We start from the raw sequence: 18,997 nt of genomic DNA, 5'->3' as shown, positions 1-18,997 counted from the left end.
ACATACAAACACTCAATAAACTATTGGTAATTAAAGAGTATTAGATAACATTTATGAAAGCCTTCAAACGCAGGTGACTTTTACCTGATTTTAGTGGAGTTATACGTGTTTTAGAAATAAAAAAGAGGCAAGCCGATAAGCGCACCTCTCTGTTTTATTGTTCGAGTTTTTATTCGAAATGTTGTTCTTTGCTTGAAGTTTTATTTACCGAAACTCTAGCGTTAATCACGCATGTTTAGAATCAATACTGCCGCTAGAGCCAAGAACGCCGTCATCATTAAGAACACATCGTTGTAAGCCATGATGGCTGCGTCACGTTGCATTGTGCCGAGCAAACTTGCTTGTGCTTGTTGCATCGCAGTTGCGGCATCACTTCCTGACTGAATGAAAAACGCTTGTTGTTGCTGAAGCGTCTGCCAACCAAGTTGACTCACTGAAGGTAGCGACTCCTTGATGTGTGCTAAGTGCTCACGGGTTTTGTTATCCAATAGCGTAGCGATAATCGCGATGCTGAAAGCGCCCCCTAAGTTCCGCATTACGTTGGTTAACGTTGATGCGTCTGGCGTGTCCATTTTGCTGATGTTCTTCATGGCAACCAAAGACAGCGGAACCATGATGAACGGACTACCAATAGCACGCAGAACCATAGATAAAATCAGCTGTTGCCCGCCAAAATCGATTGTCATGTGTGTATTTACGTAACAACTAAAACCGAACATCGCGAAGCCAAAGGTAACCAAGTACTTAGGCTTAATGATCTGTGTTAGCTTTGGAACAATTGGGAATATCAGAAGCTGTGGGAAACCCATCCACATTAGCACTTCACCAATTTCCATCGCGTTATATTGCTGAATTTGAGTGAGATACATCGGTAGAACATAGATAGAGCCGAGCAATGCCATTCCTAGAATCAAATAGGCGATACAAGACATCGCAAATTGCCCATCCCGCAATAGCCGCAGGTTAACCAATGGCTTCTTGTGTTGGAGTTCGTTTATCACGAAGTAAACCAAACTCACCGCCGACACGATACTCAAGCCAATAATAAAGCTCGAACTGAACCACTCTTCACGGTTACCTTCTTCTAACACCACTTCCAAACAACCTAGCCCTAATGCCATGGTGGCGATACCAAACCAATCGGCTTTTTTCAGCGTGCCAAGGTCGAGCTTTTCATCGTCCAAGCCATATCGGATCATGGTGATCACAAGCAAAGCTGGCGGAATATTGATGTAGAAAATATAGTGCCACGAGAAGTTCTCCGTCAGCCAGCCACCAAAGGTAGGGCCAATCGATGGAGCAAAGGTCGCGGTTACACCAAACAGTGCCATACCCACAGCACGCTTGTTGACCGGCAATAACTGAATCACCAGCGAGAAAGCAAGCGGGATTAGAGCACCACCACTGAAGCCTTGCATCGCGCGGAACACGATCATCGAGGTCATGTTCCAAGAGAACGAACACAACAAAGATGAAATGGTGAAAATGGCTGTCGTCCACGTGATATAACGGCGTTTACCGAGCGCTTTAGAAAGCCAACCACTGAGTGGGATAGCGATCATCTCTGCGACTAGGTAAGACGTAGAGATCCACGAGCTTTCATCCAAGGTGGCTGATAGCGCACCTTGAATATCTTTGAGAGACGAGTTGGTGATCTGAATATCCAAGATCGCCATAAACGCGCCAATCAAGCCGCCAAATAGGGCGATCCAATGGCGTCTCGAAACCTCGTCATCATCATTTGTTTGGGTGACAACACCAGCGTTACTCATGGTCTAGCCTCGTTTATCGATGGTCGCTACCACAGACAAACCAGGAAGCAGTCGACCTTTCAACTCTTGCTGATCTGGAATAGTAATTTTAACCGGTACACGTTGAACGATTTTAGTGAAGTTACCGGTCGCGTTTTCTGGTGGTAGGAGCGCAAATTTAGCGCCAGTCGCAGGGGAGAAACTGTCTACCACACCTTCAAGAAGCTGCCCCGGGAACGCATCCAGCTCTACTTCAACCGTCTGACCTTTGTGAATACCACTTAGCTGTGTCTCTTTGAAGTTGGCTTCAATCCACACTTGGTTGTTTGGTACCAAGCTCATCAGTGGTGCGCCTGCTTGAATCAGCAAGCCTTCACGTACGCTGCGTTTACCAATCACGCCATCTGCTGGCGCGTAAACTTTGGTGTAATCAAGGTTAAGCTGTGCTTGATCTCTCTGGGCTTGAGCTTCGGTCACGGATGCATTTGCTTGCTCAATCTCACTAGCGATAACGGTTAATTGGTCATTGGTTGCAACGAGGTTTGCTTTTGCTTCTTCTAAATCTGCCTGAGTTACTTTTTGTTGTGCAACCATGCTATCGACTTCATCTTGAGACGCGTAGTTACGCTTTAGTAAGCTACGAGAACGTACCACTTGTTGAATCGCGCGTTCGTATTCAGCTTGTGCAGAATCAACGCGGCTTTCTGCTTGATTGATCTTGCTACGTTGTAACGTTTGTTGTGCCACTAGATTTTTGACGTCTGATTGCACGACGCTTAAATGGGCGTTTGCTTGAGCGAGTGCTGATTGCTAATGTAGTTGTAGGCTAAGTACCGAACTAGCTCTTTTTCTCTGTGTACTCTAGCTTGTAGAAGTGAGCTTCACTTTGTCCATTCGTAAATTGGTTGTATACGCCAGCTTTGAAGTAGCTTAATAGGTGACGCCAGTAGTCAATATCCTGCTCAACTTTACGTTCACCGTTTACGTCAACAATAAGTTTCTTATCACCCACGATTAAATCAAATGCTGTTGGTTTGCCTTGTGGTGCTTTGCCTAAATCATACTGAGAATATGCTACGTCTGATTTGCACATTTCCTTGTCTTGGTTTTTCTTGCCGAACGATCCTTTACAAATTACAGCGTTGTTTTTAATGATTGCCCAGAAATGCCCTTCAATACCATTATTGTCACGTTTCCATACAACACGAAGCAAAGGGTGAGGGACATTGTGAGTACCAAGATCATCTAAGCCTTTGTTATGTACTTGTAGGAATGTAATCTCGTCTTGCTTAGAGTCTGAGTTCTTCATCGACTCTTCAGGTTTTATGATCTCCACCTCCGAACTTAATGTGTATGTTTCATTTGTTAAGTCTGTGCGGAAGTTTTCCTGAACGCGTAGCTCGTTGCGCAGGTGGTCATTCTTCATGGTAAAGACTAGCGCTTCACTTTCTTTGTCGACATAGAAGTTGTTGTTCACAATGCCGTCGTAGTTATTATCGAGCGCAAAATAGTCTTTGTTGCCTTTCTTTCCGTTTGGATCTGAAATTTGAAGTTCAGAAACTGACAAAACATTTTGGTATTGAGAGTAATTAGAAGGTTCGCCTAAAGCTCCTTCTGGATTCGAAAACTGAACATTAGCGATTGCCGAAGAAGAAAAGGCAAGAAGGGCACAGCAAGTGAGTAGGGTCTTTTTCATCAAAAATATCTCTTTTGTATTATTATCATTCAATATAAGCATTGATATCACTTTTGAGATTTATGTGAAAACATCTGTGTTTGAAATTGTGGTCGGCACCCAATTTTCTTGTACAAAAATAGAGAGAATTAGGTGTCGATTGGGATTGGTACCTGAGTGTCAAAGGTGTGGATTTTTGCTCGTTAACAACACTACCTGCTAACCCGTAATAGTGAATAAGGTGAGGCTTAAAAACGGCACGTTCAAACTAGTTAGGCTCTGATTTCCACTCTAACGTTTGTCCGTTGCTCAATACGGCTTTTATAGCGCTCGGCGAGACTTTAAGGCCTCTCTGATGAAAGGTTTGATCTGAAAAATTGGCAATGATCTTACTTCCGTCACTGAACTCAGTTTGTTGAACATCGCCGCTCTTATCTAACCATTCGGAATCGACTAACTGTTTATCCCATAACTGTTCGTGCATTGGTTCAAAGCCATCTTGATAGTGTTTGAGTGCTTTGATTCTCTGGCTTGAACTTGATAAAGCTTCATCTCTGGTCAAGTGAACCATCGGTGGTGTGTTGTACAGCATGGCGGTTAAGTCACGTTCTGCTTGTACATTAGTGAACTTAAGGCTGTCTGAATGCCAATGGTGCGTATTGATTACTTCATCATGGAAAACGGCTTGGTAAAGTGGAATTCGATATTGAGGCGAAAACAGTAGCGACTTATAGGGCTCTTTAACCTCGGCCGGCTTAAAGAAGAAGTCGGGCTTGTGGTCTGGGTACCAACGACCTAAGTAATAGGGAGATTGGCGGTTCTCTTTCATGTCTTTGTCTGTCCAACCAAAACCAACCGTTTCTAAGCCGTGTGCAAACGCGATGCCTTTTGTTGTTAGGCTGTTGCCGTCTTCAGAGCCTAATACTAACGAAGGTTGCTCGCTAAGCCACTTCATTCGGTTGTTGAACGCAGAAAGCATGTCTGATTCGTCGTTTGTATTGCCATTACTGTCTATAGAGACGCGGTAATCTTCACGTGCCATGGCGGTTGCATCAACATCTAAGAACAAGCTGTTGAATTTGCCGAATCTCATAATGTCTTGAGCACGCTGTTTTACGTATTCTAAATGGCAGTTCGGGTTTAAGTAAAAGCCGTTTCCACGAAATCCTTTTTTCAAACTCCCATCCGCTAGTTCAATCGCACAACTTTGACGCATCGGCTCTGGTAATTGAGCGGTTAGCCAGTTGTCATTGAGCTTCGCAGGAATTGCGGTGTTGTAGGAATCGTAAGTACCGACCAGATATCCGGACTGTTTTGCCAGACCCACAGCGTTAGGTTGATAGAATGCTGGCATCCAATTGTCGAATCCTAGCCACAGTTTTTTTAAACCTGCCTTATTTAGATTAGCGACCATGTCTGAAGACAACGCTTGTCCCCAAGTATCTGACGAGCTTAGGTACGGGGAAGCGTGCTTTAGCAACCAGTTCTTCTTATCCTGTGCTGCTTTGTATTGCGCTTTAATCGTGTTGTCTTCGAGTGTCGGATTACCAACAGGATATAACACCTGCAATGACTGGATAATAGAGTCCAACAATAGTTGTTTGTGATACTGACTGAACCAACCTTTACCCTTAGATAGTGACGACAGTTCTCTTTTCGCTTCCGCAGAAACATTGAGTTTAGAGCCCTCTAGATACCATGTTTTCAATCCCCACCAGTCACTCACATCTTGGATGCTTAATGGGTCTTTGCCAAATAGGTAAACGTGGCTCGCGCCGATCAACTTAGTTACATCTGGATTGCGCTTTTGCTTTGCTACAAGCGTATCAGACTGGTCATTATTGATGCGCCAATCTCGGTATTGTTTGGCACCATCTAACCACGAGTCTCCGAGGGTGATACGAACAAGAAAAGGTTGTGACTGATTGAGCATCGTAAATTGGTGTGCTGCCTTCATATCAATTTTGGTTTTTGTATTTGAGGAAGCATTAGAGGATGCATCTGAAAAGAGCAGTTGATTGTTGGTTGCATTAACCATTTGATAGCTAATGAAATGATTGTTTTGCTGTACTGTCCAAAAAGGCATCTTCAAGTCTTGAGTAGTGTTACTTCCAGAATGGTTACCGACGAGATAACTTGCCCAAAGCTTGTTGTCAGTAGGCACGCGCATACCTTCACTAAACGGAAGAAATAGTGTCTGAGTTTGTTGTTCGGCAAGATCAAACCACGCCAATTCGATGGGTTTGTTTCGTTTCACCTGTATATTTGAAGGTAAGCTGAACTGAAAAGTGAGCTGGTCTTGATTAAGCTCTGCCTTAACGTTTATTCCACTGGGTACTAAGGTCCAAGTGGCGATTTTTGCTGAGTCAGCTTTATCGGAAAAGCCAATGACCAGATTGGTCGCTTTCTGTGGTTGGCTATCAACGGTGAGAGCAGCACTGTTAACGCTTAAGCCGTTCCAATCGACCTCTAAAGTATTCGATGAGGTAGCGACGGTATTGTTGTTACTGGTGAGCGTTATTTGGCTCGCTTGTGCGTTGGATGAAAACAGACAAGCTGTTGTTAAAGCCACAATGGCAAAATTAGAAAGATTGAGTGGGTGACGTACGCTGAGCATATTTAGATTCCGTAAAGGGTAACTACGGTTATTACACCTAAGTAGCGCTAGTGCTTTGTCACCTATATGTCTCTATTTTCTGTTTGGCTTTAGTGGTTTTCCATTAGAAAGGCACGGCGACGCGCTGCACATATTGGACTTCAATAGCGCCTTGGTATTCAAACATTTCAACCGAAGCACTCAAGTGCTTGGCTTTGGTTCCAAGTGGACTTTCTGTGGGAACGGGTGCTTGCGCTGTCTTGATTGGCACTTTGTAACCCAGCAGGTTGTAGTTTTCATCAAACCATTGCCAACTCACATTGGCGTTAGGGCAGTTGTCGATCACCTTCGGTGGCGTGATCACGATATGTGGTTCGCTGAGTTTACTTTCGAGTGTTAACCATCGCTTGCTGTTGCCTAAAGCGACAACAATAGGATAGTGGTTTGAACCTATCTTTAGTTGATAAACACCAGATTCGGGTTTGATGAACATTTCATTGGTTTCAATCTCTTGATACTCATTATTGGAAGCGAGTTGTCCATCGAGAAGGACTTTACCTTTAGGCGATACCAAAGAAAGAGTTTGAGTTTCTGAGCCTTTGCTGAGTTGCTCGGCAGAGACTTTGATTTGATAACCGTGCGACGACAGGCCATAGCGTCGAATGAAGCTGACTTGGATGTGGTGTTTTGGCTCAGCACTTTGTTTGAGTAAGGTTCCACATTGAGTCTGGCTCAGGATCTCTTGTTTGACTGGCAGCCAAAGCTCACTATCGAGTGATTTGTGATCGAGTGCGATTTGCAGCTCTTGCCACGCAACTTGAGGTTGGTCATCAAGTAGAGATTGATAGGTGTGCTGCAATGGCGTGTCGGTAAACCATGCCGCATGACTTGCGAGCGGCAATGTGTAGATCAGTGCGGTTAACGAAGTAACTTTCATTATGATTCCCCGGCCAAGCGGTAACCAACGCCGCGATGTGTTTCGATCTTTAGAGTTGGCAGCTTCTGGCGCAAGCGCAGTATGTGATTATCCACGGTTCGGGTACTTGGAAAGGCTTGATAACCCCAAATCTTATTGAGTAACTCATCACGATGAAACACACGACTTTGGTTCTGAACAAACAAGACCAATAACTGGAACTCTTTAGGTTTTAACGTGATCGGGCTTTCATCCAAATAAGCGATTCGTTCAGACAAGCGGACTTCAATGTTGGCGTAATTTAGTAGGCTCACCCCTAACGGACGAAGTTGGGTAATGACTCGAGCAAGCAACTCCTCGTTTGAGAAAGGTTTAGTGACGTAATCTTTGGCACCTGCCATTAAGCCTTCTACGCGTTGCTGGACTTCCACTTTAGCGGTTAACACAATCACAGGAAGCGCTTTGAGGAGTAGCCAATTCGGCAGGTGTCGCAAGCTGTCACCGTCTTCGAGTTGTCGATCCAGTATCACTAGATCGGAGCGGAACCATTGCTTACTGGCACTCTCTGAATCTTTCGCCCAAAGGCATGGGTAACCATTGGACTCAAAGAAGCTGACGAGGCCTTGTCCAAGCAGTTGGTCGTCTTCAATCAGCAGTAGGGTGTTCATAAGCAATTTCCAAAATACATCGGGTTGGGTTACGAAGAATAATGAGGCGGCCATTCGCTTGCTTCATCAAGTGCTCGACAATAGTCAGGCCAATGCCCATGTTATCCAGTTCGTGCGTTTCACTTGGCGTGACACCAGACATGAGCCGTTGTATCGGTGAAGGGAAGTGCCCCTCGTCTTGTACCTCAATCGTCAGCTTGTCACCGAGTTCGACCTTTACCAAAACCTCACCTTTACCATGTTGTTTGGCATTCTTGATTAGATTATCCAAGCAGATGGTTAGCCAGTAATAGGGAAGGTTCAGTTCAACTTCACGCGCTTCACATTGATAAGAAATATTGTGCTTTTCACAGACATGATCGAGCCACTCTTCTAATGAAGCGTTTTGCTTCAACAAAGGCTCTGACTGATCCGAACTTAGGTACACTTTGCTGTTTTCGGTGAGCTGAGAAAGCCTTTGATAGTCAGATATTAAACGCCAAACCGCACTTTGAGTTTCATCAGAAAAGTCATCGTAGCGATTTCTAAACATTTCGACGGTTAAGCCTAGGCTAGTAATAGGCGTGCGCAGTTCATGAGTAAGAAGCTGTAAAACGAACTGCCTCTCTTTTCGTTGTTTTGTTCTTAGGTATAAGACTCTAGCGAGCCCGGAAAGCAACGTTAGCAGCAATGTAAAGATCAACGTTTTCATGATCAGATTGTCATTGCTAGGCTCGTTTAAGCACACGTTACTGTAACGAAAAGTACAGGTTTCACCTGCCAAAGATACCTCTTGTTGCTCTGCGATAGGTTGCCAAACATCTAAGGGAATAGCTTTCCAGCCTTGTTCGCCACTTAACCAAAGCACATCATCTTGTTGCCAAGCGCGGTATCCATTGAGCAGTGCTTCTCTGCCTTGTGCACTTAGGCTTTCTAGTTTGTTATATAAAGGGTGCTGAGGGTTGGTAAGACTCAAAAATGGGCGTATCTGCTCGGTCACATCTGGGTAAGCGGCTAAATAACGACCAGCAAAGCTGCCACCGGCAGGGTGACGTTTGGAGTGTGCTGCAAACCAAATCGAATCCAATGTTTGTTGCTGACACAGAGCGAGCTCGAACTCGATGGCTTCATGTAATGAAGGGTTACTGCTTTCAATCGCTTGGCAGTGATCTTGTATTGACGCTAACGCTGCGATGTCGTCCCAACTGAATTGGTTGAAATCAGGATAGCGGCTATTTTCATGGAGCAGAACTTTCGGATACTGAGCCAACTCTTGTTGAGATACTAAGAGTGGGGATGATTGCCAGCTCAGTTGATACAGAGTTTGCCACTTATCTTGCAAACTTTGGGCATTGACTAGGGTTGGGAGCCAAAAGATCAAGCAAAGAGCTAATGTAAACCTGCGCATCCAATCATTCTCGTTAAAAGTCGTGGGGCGAGTCTAAAGAGTTTTGGGCGCGATTTGTAACCTGAATGTCAACAAGTGTTCTTTTAACAACAAATTGTCGAGTGGGTCATGCTTTTAAATAATAAAGTACAAATACAGTAAGTATCATTTATTTGAAATAAAATAGATAATTGTGTACTTACTGTCATTATTAGGCGAAGTGAGGGGACTATACTGGGCTCATACCTAATAAGAGGAACCATCATGAAACTCATCATCAAATCAGTATTGGCAATCAGTATTTTGGCTACAGGCTCTGCTCATGCGTTCGAATTAACCAGCAACGATATTCAAGAAGGTCACCCAATGGCAAAGACTTTTGAATACTCTAGTTGGGGTTGTGACGGCGATAATCAATCACCACAATTGATGTGGAAAGATGCACCAGCAGGTACCAAAAGCTTTGCTATCACAGCTTATGATCCAGATGCACCGACTGAAAGTGGCTTCTGGCATTGGGTTGCGTTTGATATCCCTGCAACTGTGAACGAGCTACCTCGCGGTGTCGACATCTCTAAAGTCGGTGGCAAAGAAGGTCGCATTGATTACGGTACAGTTGGCTACGGTGGCGTTTGTCCTCCAGAAAAAGATGGTATGCACCGTTACCAGTTCACGGTTTGGGCATTACCAACGGACAAACTTAACCTCGACGAAAATACGCCGTCGGCTGTGGTTGGATTCACGTTGAACAGCATGGCTTTAGACAAAGCTAAACTGACCGCAACTTATACACGTTAATAGCTTATGTACGTTAAAGCTTATACACGTACATAATAAGTAAACAAGGGGATGAGATGAATCATCAATATCAAGTGACGATCTTTCGTGCAGAGCAGTTACAAAAACTGCGTAATGTGAGGATTCTATCCCCTAGTATCATTCAGATTATTACAGGCAGTAAGCGCCTGTTTTGGAAAGATTCAGCGGCAGAGCTCTCACATTCTGAGCTGTTGTTGTGTGAGGCATCAGCTTCACTAAGTTTTGAGAACATGCCCCACAAAGGGCGCTTCTTGTCGCGAGTGTTCAGCTTTCAATTCCAACCTTCTCAGGCGATGCTTGATTTAAGTGAGGAACGCTCGAATGATCTGGGACTGCCTACAGTAAAAGCGGATCGAAACTTACAAGACTCACTCAATGCTCTGTTCTCTTTTGATACACAGAGCATGAGCAAAGAGACTCAACAGTTTTGGTTGCAGGGCTTGTACCAGCAATTAGCTGAAAAAGGGGTGTTGCATCTATTGTTTGTCAGTGCCAACGTCTCGTTTAGCCAAAAGCTCAGCCATTACCTTTCACATTCACCAGATGAGAAACATCCATTAGAGTCGGTGGCGGAGCGATTTGCGATGAGCCGAGGGACATTGATTCGGAAGCTCAAACTGGAAGGCATGCAATATCGAGAGGTACTGGCTGAAGTTCGCTTGAGTCACGCGCTTTATCTGATGCAAAACGGACAGCAGAATGTGGCGATGTTGGCTCAGTCTTGCGGTTACCAATCGGAAGGGCGTTTTAGTCAGCGCTTTAAAGGCAAATTTGGTTTGTCGCCAAGTGAATACATCAAAACCGTCGTCAGCCATAGAGTCGCGAGCAAATAAAGTCGCGATACCATAATCATTCTGTTTGCCTAAACGCTCACTTTCTTATCTCGTGCTGCCAATGCCGCGAAAATCGTGCACGCAAAGGCAACAGATGCGACCAACAGAATCGGCACACTCCAAGAATCTGTCTGAGCATGAAGCTTACCCACCAGCGTTGGGCCAGTGGCTGCCAACGCATAACCGATTCCCTGAGCCATACCCGACAATGATGCGGCTTGGCTGCTATTCGATGTACGCAAGCCAACAAAAGAGAGCGCGATAATAAATGTCGAGCAGTTGGCTAATCCAAACAGTCCCACCCAAAAGATCGCAAACTCAGGCAAATACAGAAGACCAATCAATCCAACAAATACACTCGATGCACACAGAGTGATGAGCCATTGTTGATTGTCACTTTTGGCTAAGAACGGCAGTAACAGCAGCCCTGGAACCATAGTCGAAAATTGCAGAAATCCATAAATGTAGCCCGCGTCGATTTCGCTGTAGCCAAGATCGTTCAATATCTGTGGCAACCAGCCAGCCAAAGAGTAGAAGGTAAATGAGTTAAGCCCAAGCGCTAACGTTACTTGCCACGCTACGCCGCTTTTAATCATCTGTTTCATCGGCAGAGGTTTGTCTTGTTGCTTGTTATTGCTGGCCGAAGATGAGCGTTTTCTGATTTTAGGCAACCAGATCATCAAAGCTAATATTGGAAATACCAAGTTCATTAACAGCGCTAATTGCCAACCCGTGATCGTAAATAAGGTTAGATTTGAAAACGGCACCATCAAACTTGAGCCTAACGTCGAACCGATGCCCATCGTAAAAATGTACAAAGAAGTGACTGTCGCAATACGAGTAGGGAAGCTAATTTTCACTACAACGGGCAACAACACGTTACCAATCGCGATACCAAGTCCAATCATTACTGTGCCGATGTATAACGTCGGAATTGCTCCAAAAGAGCGCAGTGTAATACCCGTAGTGATCAAAACTAAGCCTAAGAGCAAGCTTGGTTCTAGACCAATTCGTTGGGATATCTTGGTGACTAATGGTGAAAATAAGGCAAAAGTTAACAGTGGCAAAGCTGTTAAGAAGCCAGCAGCCGACGACGTAAGGTTGAGGCCTTCCATAACCTGAGAAAGCACAGGAGCCAAGCTCGTAAAAGGCCCACGAAGGTTAAGTGCTAGGAATAGAATCCCTAACATGACGAAAATGCTATTACGAAGAGAGGCGCTCATAGGTTGTTCTACTGTTTGCTTATGAGAAGACAGGCTAGCCTACAGATCATTGAATGATTACACAAATACCGTTTAAATAGGTTTACTAATGATTGAACCTGCGCAGTACGCGCTTAGCCAGAAAAGGTCACCCATGACTGTATTAAATATCGACAAGCTCATCTCGGACTTCCCACTGCTTCAACAATTGATTGCATTGGAAGAAGTGGTTTGGTTTAACCCAAATGTGACGACTCTGGAGCGCGGTTTGCTTTATGTGGGTTTAGGCGAACAAGATATTCATGATGCGAGTTTGAGGTTACAAAGGTTTGCTCCTTATCTGGTGAAGGCATTCCCTGAAACTCATGTGACGAATGGCATCATCGAATCTGAGCTTATCGATATCCCTGCAATGAAGTTAGCATTAGAAGCTCATTATCGGCAGCCAATAAAAGGGCGTTTGATGATGAAGAAAGACAGCCATTTACCGATTTCAGGTTCAATCAAAGCGCGCGGTGGTATCTATGAAGTACTAACGCATGCCGAAAAGCTTGCGATTGAAGCGGGGTTACTGTGTGAGAGCGATGACTATAGTAAGTTGCTCGAACCTGAATTCCGTGACTTCTTCCAACAATACAGCATTGCGGTAGGATCCACGGGTAATCTAGGCATGTCGATCGGTATCATGAGTGCCAAATTGGGTTTTACGGTCTCTGTTCATATGTCGGCAGACGCGAGATCTTGGAAGAAAAGCAAACTTCGTGAGCATGGCGTCAACGTTGTTGCAAATATGAGCTGCTAAAAAGATAAGTCATGATAGAAGAGTGTTGTTTATAGCTTGTACACACTCTTTCTCACCTCTAAATCCCACCTTAATTCAAACAATAACTTGCACAGATCGTTATCCAAAACACACATTTTATAAATTAAGCTTCTTAGATGTTCTAACTATCAGTTAGGTTGAGTGGCATTCAACTTGATAGGGATTGAGCAATGCAGACGGACAAAGTGATACAGACAAGACACATAAACACACCAGAAAAATTACTCCAGCGTTTAGATGCGATTGGGGAGTCTTTGGAAGCATCGGGTAAGGCTCATGCTTTGCTGGGATTGGGCTCAGTAGGTATTGAAACAGAACGACTTGATCAGTATTCAGATGTCGATTTTTTCGCAATAGTGCAAACAGGGCACAAGCAGTATTTCTTAGACAGTTTGCATTGGCTATCTGATATTCACTCAATCGACTACGCAGTGAGAAATACCGTCGATGGCTATAAAGTTCTGTACGCTGACGGAATCTTTTGTGAGTTTGCAGTGTTTGAACCCCACGAGTTAGCGCACATTCCGTTTGCTGAAGGGCGTATTGTTTGGCAGCAACATGAATTTGATACACAGTGTTGTGTTTCACCAATAAAAGGGGAGACAGACACTAATTCCCAAGATTGGATCATTGGTGAGGCTCTAACCAATCTTTATGTGGGTATGTCTCGTTATAACCGAGGCGAAAAGCTGTCGGGCAGTCGGTTCGTTCAATCTTACGCACTCGATCGTTTGATCGATCTTGTGGATCAAACTGAACAGTCTGAGCCTGAATTCGTTGATGAATTTATGTCGGATAGAAGGCTAGAAGCACGCTTCCCTAAGTTTGCCCAATTGCTACCAACCTTTACCCAAGGCTACGAGCGCACCGCTGAATCGGCACTTGCCCAACTAGCATTCCTCAACACCCACTTCGCAGTCAACCAAGCCATGTGTGACCGAATCTCTGAACTGTGTTCCAGTAAAGATTAAGCTTATAGCGTGTGAATCCCCAAGCCTAACTGACACCACCTTTCAGATGATAAGCGGCGGGCAACCTAATTGAGCTCTCGAATTATTATTCTTAAGCACTAAACCCGTACGCTTTTGTTTACTCTTCAAGACCGTGACTGTTCGTGTTTACTCCGCTTATCACTGGATGTCGTCAGCCAAATAAAATACAATCGAACAATGTTTTATTAATTCGTGCTTTATCATTATGATGAGAAACTTACTCATATTCATCGTTAGCCTGTTCTTCTTAACAGCCTGTTCTTCAACGAGTAATCATCAGCTAGACGACGAGACATTGAGCAACGAAGACGCTATGTCGAAAAGTATAGAGGGAGAGAGTAATCTCGAGACTTCAAAGGATACAAACGCTGAGACCAGCGTTGATTCTTCCCATGATTCAATCGTTAATCATCAACCACTCACTAACCTTGATTCAAATAAAGACACGATAGCTCACGCCAATGCAGAGCCAGAATCAGTGGAGCCTTCTCAAATAGAAGCGACAGAAACAACTGAAAGCGATGCTAAGAGTGGCGGTGAAAAAGGCATCGGAAGCTATTTTATTCGTCATAATAAACCGACTAAGACGGTGATTAAATCACTAGAGGGCGTGACAGATGCATTGAACGTCATGACGTTTGGGATATTTGCCACCGGTAACGGTTAAATCGTTAACTTAGAACCACAACCTAATAGATAGAATGAAACGTGAAGGCGAGCCAGATGGTTCGCCTTTTTTGATCTTCTAAATCTGGCCACCGTTCTTCCTAAGAATCGTGCTCACTTATCTGAGCGCTGAGTCAGGCGACGGTTAACGTAAATAGGAAATTATTCGTTCTGGAAGGGACTCGCCGAATTTACCCTGTTTGACTTGTTATATGCATCAAGGGTTCTAATACTCATCCCAAAGTAAGCAATGAAATCTAATCTTACAAAGACAAGCCTTATATTCACTTATGAGCATAGTAAGATGTTTGCTGTTAAGTCGGTTTGGGTTTAGTTATCAATATTCTAGGGAAGAAAAATGAAGAATAAGAGTGTGTTTTTAAGTGCCGCATTGGTGATGTTGTCAGCTCATGCAAATGCATCAGACGCGAACCATGAGTCTGTATCAGATGGTGTTATCGCAGAACAAAGAGCAAAGCTTTCTGAAAATACCCAAGGACAAGGTTTTGGACCGCAAGCTCCACGAGATTTGGGTTCATTAGAAGGTAAAAATACTAGGCTGTTCTCGGATGCCCCTGATTCAACAGCGATGAACTTATGTAATATTCACTTCCATAAAAATGCTGAGCATAAAGGTGGAGAGTTTACTCAATACGCTGGTAACGGTGATGGTAAGGGATTCCAGAGTGGCTTTAAATACACAGGCAAGCTGAGTTCTGCTGAGCTGAAACCATTTGAGGGCAAGGTTTGTCCGAGCGAGCATGGTTCTTTGCATTCGGGTGACACCATTGAAGTTCACTATGTTTATTCAACGGCTCAAGTTGAACCGGGTGAAACACTGGGTGCTTGTTTTAACGATGCGATTACCAACCCGCAACTGCGTGTAGAAACCCAAGTTTACGTATTAGTGAATGACGACAAAGCACCCGACTTTGAAGCGCTCGCTAAACATTCAAAAGTGAACGGCTTACACCAAGCACCAAACATCCCACAAGATACGGGCTCAGCGATCCAATACGCAGGCTCTACAACGGGTCCTGGTTATAATGAGCAAGGTTCACCTTTCCAAGTAACATGGAGCGTTAGACCACAAGTCGCGAAAGTAAATATCGCGACAGTAGGTAGCTGGTGTGAAGGCAATGACTTTAACGAAGATCACGCCCACGGTGTGAGAAACTTGGTGGTTAACCCTGAGTTGTTATCACCCATTCGTAACGACTAAACGATTCTGGCGAACAAAATGATTAAGGCGAGCCAATAGGTTCGCCTTTTTTATGCCCTAACGAAAAGTACTTAGGTTTAGGTTTAATTAAGTCTGGTGGGTAAATTACGTGCGACACTTATTCAATACATGAGTTGTGTAAATCGTATTTAGTAAAAAACGTTCTTTACCAGAATCGAAGCTCCATGATACGTTCATGATCAATTATGTTGGGTTATAGAAAAGGACAGTCCAATGTCATTAGAAAGTGCGATTACATTCTTTATTGCCATGTTTGTATTTGGTATTACTCCGGGGCCTGGCGTCTTTGCCATTTTAGCTCGTGCTATGGTTCAAGGATGGCGAAAGTGCGTCACGCTTTCGTTAGGTATGATATGCAGTGATCTTATTTACCTTGCGCTTGCCTGTTTCGGTCTAGCAACGATTGCCGAGAATTGGTCGATTGCGTTTGAGGTGATTCGCTATGTTGGTGCAGCTTATTTGATTTACTTGGGCTACAAGATGTTTAAGAGCCTGCCTGAAGTGCAAGGCTCTGCGGAACTTGCGGCCAAACAGAGTCAGAAATCTGAACTCGCGAGTTTCGCGCAAGGCTTTTTGATTTCAGCATCGAACCCTAAAGTGATTCTGTTTTATATTTCGTTCTTGCCGACTTTTATTGATCTGACTGTTCTGCGCTCACAAGATATCGTATTAGTTTCTGCTTTAGCATCTGTTGCTCTGATGTCAGGCTTAATGCTTATCGCTGTGGGCGCGGGCAGAATGGCAGGTTTGTTAAAAACGCCACGCGCACATAAAAGGTTAAACCAAAGTGCTGGTGGAATAATGATTGCTGCTGGCTCATATTTGGCGATCAATCGATAAATACGAATCTTTAAACAAAAAGGCGAACCGATGGGTTCGCCTTTTTAGTTGGATATAAATGCCATCGTTTAAACAGAGACTTGTTTGTTAGTCACAATGGTGCAATTATTTAACGAGTGATATTACTCAGATGCATGTCTTATGATGACTATCGAACAACAGCTTTCTCGGCTGGATCTAAACTTATTGGTGTCGTTAAGTGTTTTAATCAAAGAGAGGAACGTAACGCGAGCTGCCAATACCTTGTATCTGTCTCAGCCTGCGATGAGTCGTACCTTAAGTCGCTTGCGAGAGTTGTTTGATGACCCACTGTTCTATCGAGAGTCTAATGGCTTAGTGCCCACGCAAAAAGCGTTAGAACTGCAAGCACCTTTAGAAGAGTTGCTATTGGCGATGCGAAGCCTAGTAACGAAATCTGCGTTTGATCCTGCTGAGTGTGTTCAAACCTTTGTTGTTTCTGTACCGCCATTAATGAGTCGGATGCTTTCTGTGCCCCTTGCTGAACGGTTCATGCACGATGCTCCAAACGCCAGTCTTATCGAATATCCGATTGCAAAAACGCCTACTAGCCAGCTGTTATCACGAGATGTGGATTTTACGATTCACATCGAAGCCCCGAGCAATCCAATCGAATTTCCATACGTGAGTCTTGGGCAGATCTATCCAGTATTTTACGTTTCTGAACATCACCCTTTAGCCAAAGCTGAAAATGTCACACTTGAGCAGTGCCTTGAATCTCGCTTTGTCGATCTCACGCTCGATATTCGCTCGAATTACGGACTGCAACACCCTGTAGACTCTTTTTTAGCTAAGAATGGAATGCAAAGAGACATTGCTTTTAAAAGCGGACAGCTTCTTACGTTAGTGGAAGTGATGCAGAGTTCGAATACAATTTTGGTTGCGACCCACAAATTGACGGAACTAGAGGGAATAGGCGACAAGATAGTGCCGATATTCTCTCTAGATAATGTTCCCGAGTTAATGTTCGAGCTGTTTTTGATTGAGCATAAAAGAACTGTTACTAGCCCAGCCCATCAATGGTTCAAGAACTTAGTCGTGTCGGTGATTGAAGACGTTGTTTGTGACAGTTGATTAAGACTACGGACTTTAGAGCTGGCCTAAGCAATAACCAGCTAGAGCAATAACCGACCTCCAGTTTTCATATGGATCTGGTTTAGATACTTCAGCGCCTGTGATTCATAACATGACGTCTTCCTTTCCTGCTTTATTATTTCTAATCATCAGTTGGTTTGCGCTCAGCCAATTTCAACGACAGCCCTAAACTGGATTAATTACCCTACCTGTCTATTGTTAAGCAGTGAGCCTGTTGAAGGTAATCGTTCATCTTAAGAATAAATCGACAGTGGTGACATAACTTTCATGCATATCTCTTATACGGCGATGTCATTTGTGAATTTATGCTGCCTTGATAACATTGTTCACAAGTTGAGCGGTTAACGAACTAACTGTTCGAACAAAAACAAATGGACTATGTATTGATTTAGCGTTATCGATTTATTAGAGGTCAACAATGAAAAAATTAGCATTAGTAGTTTTAGGTTTAAGCGCAGTTTCTCTTTCTTCTTACGCAGCTGAAGAAGTTTCAACTCTGACAGAGTTCTTCAATGCCGATGGTGAAGTGACTACCGTCGACAATTACGCGGTGTACGAAACGTCACGCCAATATTTGAAAAACCAAGAGCTTGTTGGCGTTAATAAATTCCTACACAAACGCGAACTCACGCCAACCGATAAACAGCCTGTGGTTCGAATGAACCGAGACACTTACTACTCAATGGCTGTGATTAACGTTTCGCAAGGCGCGACGATTACGCTACCTGAGATTCCTGAAGGCAAATACATGTCGATGGAAGTGATTACAGAAGACCACCGCATTCAGCCAATGCAATACGGTTCTGGTACGTTTGATCTTTCTACTCATAGTGGAGACCACGTGTATGTCATCGTTCGTACTGATGCGACGTTCACCAAAGATGAAGTTCATAAAATCCAAGATCAGATGAGCATTGATGCAAAAGCAGACGGCAAATTTATGGCAATGCAAGTGGATGAGAAATCATTCGATGAGGTAGAGAAAAACCTTAAAATGGAAATGCCGAAACTACTGAAACGCGATGGTGCTCAGGCGACGTTTGGTATGTTTACCAGCCCTGAAGATGCTTCAAAAGAGATGTTTACCAAAGAGAAGTACGCAGTGGGCGCGGCTATCGGTTGGGGTGGCGCGCAGTTAGATGACAATATTTACGAAGTCTCTGGTAACTTCCCAGCAGACACTTGTCATCAGGCAACCTTTGATGATCCTAAGAACCAAGCGTTTTGGTCGGTAACGGTCTACAACAAGCAAGGTTTCATGTTTGGTGAAGTGGCGAACGTAAGCTCAAACACGGCTGAGAAAAATGCAGACGGCACTTACACCGTAAGCTTTGGTTGTGGTGATGATGCAGTAAACAACATCAAAACAGAAAACGATTCTGGTGTGTTTAACTTAGCTTTCCGTCATTACATTCCAAGCCAAAAAGTACGTGATGGATTCCGAGTGCTTCCTTACGTGAAAGCAGTGAACTAATGTTGCGATAGTCGTACAAC

15 protein-coding genes and 2 pseudogenes are annotated in these 18,997 nt (G+C 44.0%); 9 read left to right on the top strand and 8 right to left on the bottom strand.

All coding sequences use genetic code 11. The features are described from left to right. Positions 1-221: 221 nt before the first annotated feature. The 7 genes and pseudogenes from AB4274_RS04700 to AB4274_RS04670 all read right to left on the bottom strand — a co-directional run bounded on the left by AB4274_RS04700 (position 222) and on the right by AB4274_RS04670 (position 8,993). A complete protein-coding gene (locus AB4274_RS04700) occupies positions 222-1,772 on the bottom strand; it encodes a DHA2 family efflux MFS transporter permease subunit (protein ID WP_017060506.1) in 1,551 nt (516 codons plus the stop codon). Between the two features lie 3 nt (positions 1,773-1,775). Further along, positions 1,776-2,561, bottom strand: a pseudogene (locus AB4274_RS04695) (HlyD family secretion protein); the annotation flags it as partial. Positions 2,562-2,589: 28 nt separating this feature from the next. Then, entirely contained in the window at positions 2,590-3,447 is an 858-nt protein-coding gene (locus tag AB4274_RS04690) for a polysaccharide lyase family 7 protein (RefSeq protein ID WP_017060503.1), read from the bottom strand. Positions 3,448-3,694: 247 nt separating this feature from the next. Further along, entirely contained in the window at positions 3,695-6,043 is a 2,349-nt protein-coding gene (locus AB4274_RS04685; RefSeq protein WP_372111181.1) for a glycoside hydrolase, read from the bottom strand. Positions 6,044-6,146: 103 nt separating this feature from the next. Then, complete coding sequence (locus AB4274_RS04680) at positions 6,147-6,959, bottom strand: DUF2861 family protein (protein WP_372111178.1); 813 nt, start codon at positions 6,957-6,959, stop codon at positions 6,147-6,149. Beyond that, complete coding sequence (locus AB4274_RS04675) at positions 6,959-7,606, bottom strand: response regulator transcription factor (protein ID WP_372111176.1); 648 nt, start codon at positions 7,604-7,606, stop codon at positions 6,959-6,961. Before AB4274_RS04675 ends, AB4274_RS04680 begins: the two co-directional genes overlap by 1 nt. Next, positions 7,584-8,993: a DUF3404 domain-containing protein gene (locus AB4274_RS04670; protein WP_017066450.1), complete on the bottom strand. Its 1,410-nt coding sequence runs from the start codon at positions 8,991-8,993 to the stop codon at positions 7,584-7,586. The genes AB4274_RS04675 and AB4274_RS04670 overlap by 23 nt, the downstream gene beginning before the upstream one ends. Positions 8,994-9,236: 243 nt before the next feature. On the opposite strand from AB4274_RS04670, the gene AB4274_RS04665 reads away from it, so the two are divergent. Both AB4274_RS04665 and AB4274_RS04660 read left to right on the top strand, forming a co-directional pair. Beyond that, positions 9,237-9,770, top strand: a complete 534-nt coding sequence (locus AB4274_RS04665) for a YbhB/YbcL family Raf kinase inhibitor-like protein (protein ID WP_017060498.1) — start codon at positions 9,237-9,239, stop codon at positions 9,768-9,770. Between the two features lie 56 nt (positions 9,771-9,826). Beyond that, the gene (locus AB4274_RS04660; RefSeq protein ID WP_017060497.1) at positions 9,827-10,624 is read left to right on the top strand and encodes a helix-turn-helix transcriptional regulator; all 798 of its coding nucleotides are present in this window, start codon (positions 9,827-9,829) and stop codon (positions 10,622-10,624) included. Positions 10,625-10,653: 29 nt separating this feature from the next. On the opposite strand, the gene AB4274_RS04655 is transcribed toward AB4274_RS04660, so the two are convergent. Beyond that, positions 10,654-11,847, bottom strand: a complete 1,194-nt coding sequence (locus tag AB4274_RS04655; protein ID WP_136978136.1) for a CynX/NimT family MFS transporter — start codon at positions 11,845-11,847, stop codon at positions 10,654-10,656. A gap of 133 nt (positions 11,848-11,980) precedes the next feature. On the opposite strand from AB4274_RS04655, the pseudogene AB4274_RS04650 reads away from it, so the two are divergent. The 7 genes and pseudogenes from AB4274_RS04650 to AB4274_RS04620 form a co-directional block, all read left to right on the top strand. Then, positions 11,981-12,610 (top strand): annotated as a pseudogene (locus AB4274_RS04650) (D-serine ammonia-lyase); the annotation flags it as partial. 209 nt (positions 12,611-12,819) lie between these two features. Then, positions 12,820-13,620, top strand: a complete 801-nt coding sequence (locus AB4274_RS04645) for a hypothetical protein (protein ID WP_065583740.1) — start codon at positions 12,820-12,822, stop codon at positions 13,618-13,620. A 226-nt stretch (positions 13,621-13,846) separates the two neighbouring features. Next, a complete protein-coding gene (locus AB4274_RS04640) occupies positions 13,847-14,308 on the top strand; it encodes a hypothetical protein (protein ID WP_029235242.1) in 462 nt (153 codons plus the stop codon). Positions 14,309-14,665: 357 nt separating this feature from the next. Continuing rightward, positions 14,666-15,529 carry a delta-class carbonic anhydrase gene (locus tag AB4274_RS04635; RefSeq protein ID WP_017072180.1) on the top strand — a complete coding sequence of 288 codons (864 nt, stop codon included), beginning with the start codon at positions 14,666-14,668 and terminating at the stop codon, positions 15,527-15,529. Positions 15,530-15,763: 234 nt separating this feature from the next. After that, complete coding sequence (locus tag AB4274_RS04630) at positions 15,764-16,390, top strand: LysE family translocator (RefSeq protein ID WP_017066602.1); 627 nt, start codon at positions 15,764-15,766, stop codon at positions 16,388-16,390. Positions 16,391-16,531: 141 nt separating this feature from the next. After that, complete coding sequence (locus tag AB4274_RS04625) at positions 16,532-17,482, top strand: LysR family transcriptional regulator (protein WP_372075023.1); 951 nt, start codon at positions 16,532-16,534, stop codon at positions 17,480-17,482. A 439-nt stretch (positions 17,483-17,921) separates the two neighbouring features. Next, the gene (locus AB4274_RS04620) at positions 17,922-18,977 is read left to right on the top strand and encodes a DUF1254 domain-containing protein (RefSeq protein ID WP_136973497.1); all 1,056 of its coding nucleotides are present in this window, start codon (positions 17,922-17,924) and stop codon (positions 18,975-18,977) included. Positions 18,978-18,997 lie beyond the last annotated feature (20 nt).

Origin of the sequence: Vibrio sp. 10N.261.55.A10 (assembly GCF_041470825.1) — a bacterium.
Classification (GTDB): Bacteria; Pseudomonadota; Gammaproteobacteria; order Enterobacterales; family Vibrionaceae; genus Vibrio; species Vibrio crassostreae_C.
The sequence above is the reverse complement of the archived record's forward strand: the minus strand, read 5'-3'. Positions and strand labels throughout refer to the sequence as shown.

Excerpts from the sequence above, each read along its gene's own strand:
- AB4274_RS04700 (WP_017060506.1), bottom strand. The coding sequence starts at position 1,772 with ATGAGTAACGCTGGTGTTGTCACCCAAACAAATGATGATGACGAGGTT.
- AB4274_RS04690 (WP_017060503.1), bottom strand. The coding sequence starts at position 3,447 with ATGAAAAAGACCCTACTCACTTGCTGTGCCCTTCTTGCCTTTTCTTCT.
- AB4274_RS04685 (WP_372111181.1), bottom strand. The coding sequence starts at position 6,043 with ATGCTCAGCGTACGTCACCCACTCAATCTTTCTAATTTTGCCATTGTG.
- AB4274_RS04680 (WP_372111178.1), bottom strand. The coding sequence starts at position 6,959 with ATGAAAGTTACTTCGTTAACCGCACTGATCTACACATTGCCGCTCGCA.
- AB4274_RS04675 (WP_372111176.1), bottom strand. The coding sequence starts at position 7,606 with ATGAACACCCTACTGCTGATTGAAGACGACCAACTGCTTGGACAAGGC.
- AB4274_RS04670 (WP_017066450.1), bottom strand. The coding sequence starts at position 8,993 with ATGCGCAGGTTTACATTAGCTCTTTGCTTGATCTTTTGGCTCCCAACC.
- AB4274_RS04665 (WP_017060498.1), top strand. The coding sequence starts at position 9,237 with ATGAAACTCATCATCAAATCAGTATTGGCAATCAGTATTTTGGCTACA.
- AB4274_RS04660 (WP_017060497.1), top strand. The coding sequence starts at position 9,827 with ATGAATCATCAATATCAAGTGACGATCTTTCGTGCAGAGCAGTTACAA.
- AB4274_RS04655 (WP_136978136.1), bottom strand. The coding sequence starts at position 11,847 with ATGAGCGCCTCTCTTCGTAATAGCATTTTCGTCATGTTAGGGATTCTA.
- AB4274_RS04645 (WP_065583740.1), top strand. The coding sequence starts at position 12,820 with ATGCAGACGGACAAAGTGATACAGACAAGACACATAAACACACCAGAA.
- AB4274_RS04640 (WP_029235242.1), top strand. The coding sequence starts at position 13,847 with ATGATGAGAAACTTACTCATATTCATCGTTAGCCTGTTCTTCTTAACA.
- AB4274_RS04635 (WP_017072180.1), top strand. The coding sequence starts at position 14,666 with ATGAAGAATAAGAGTGTGTTTTTAAGTGCCGCATTGGTGATGTTGTCA.
- AB4274_RS04630 (WP_017066602.1), top strand. The coding sequence starts at position 15,764 with ATGTCATTAGAAAGTGCGATTACATTCTTTATTGCCATGTTTGTATTT.
- AB4274_RS04625 (WP_372075023.1), top strand. The coding sequence starts at position 16,532 with ATGATGACTATCGAACAACAGCTTTCTCGGCTGGATCTAAACTTATTG.
- AB4274_RS04620 (WP_136973497.1), top strand. The coding sequence starts at position 17,922 with ATGAAAAAATTAGCATTAGTAGTTTTAGGTTTAAGCGCAGTTTCTCTT.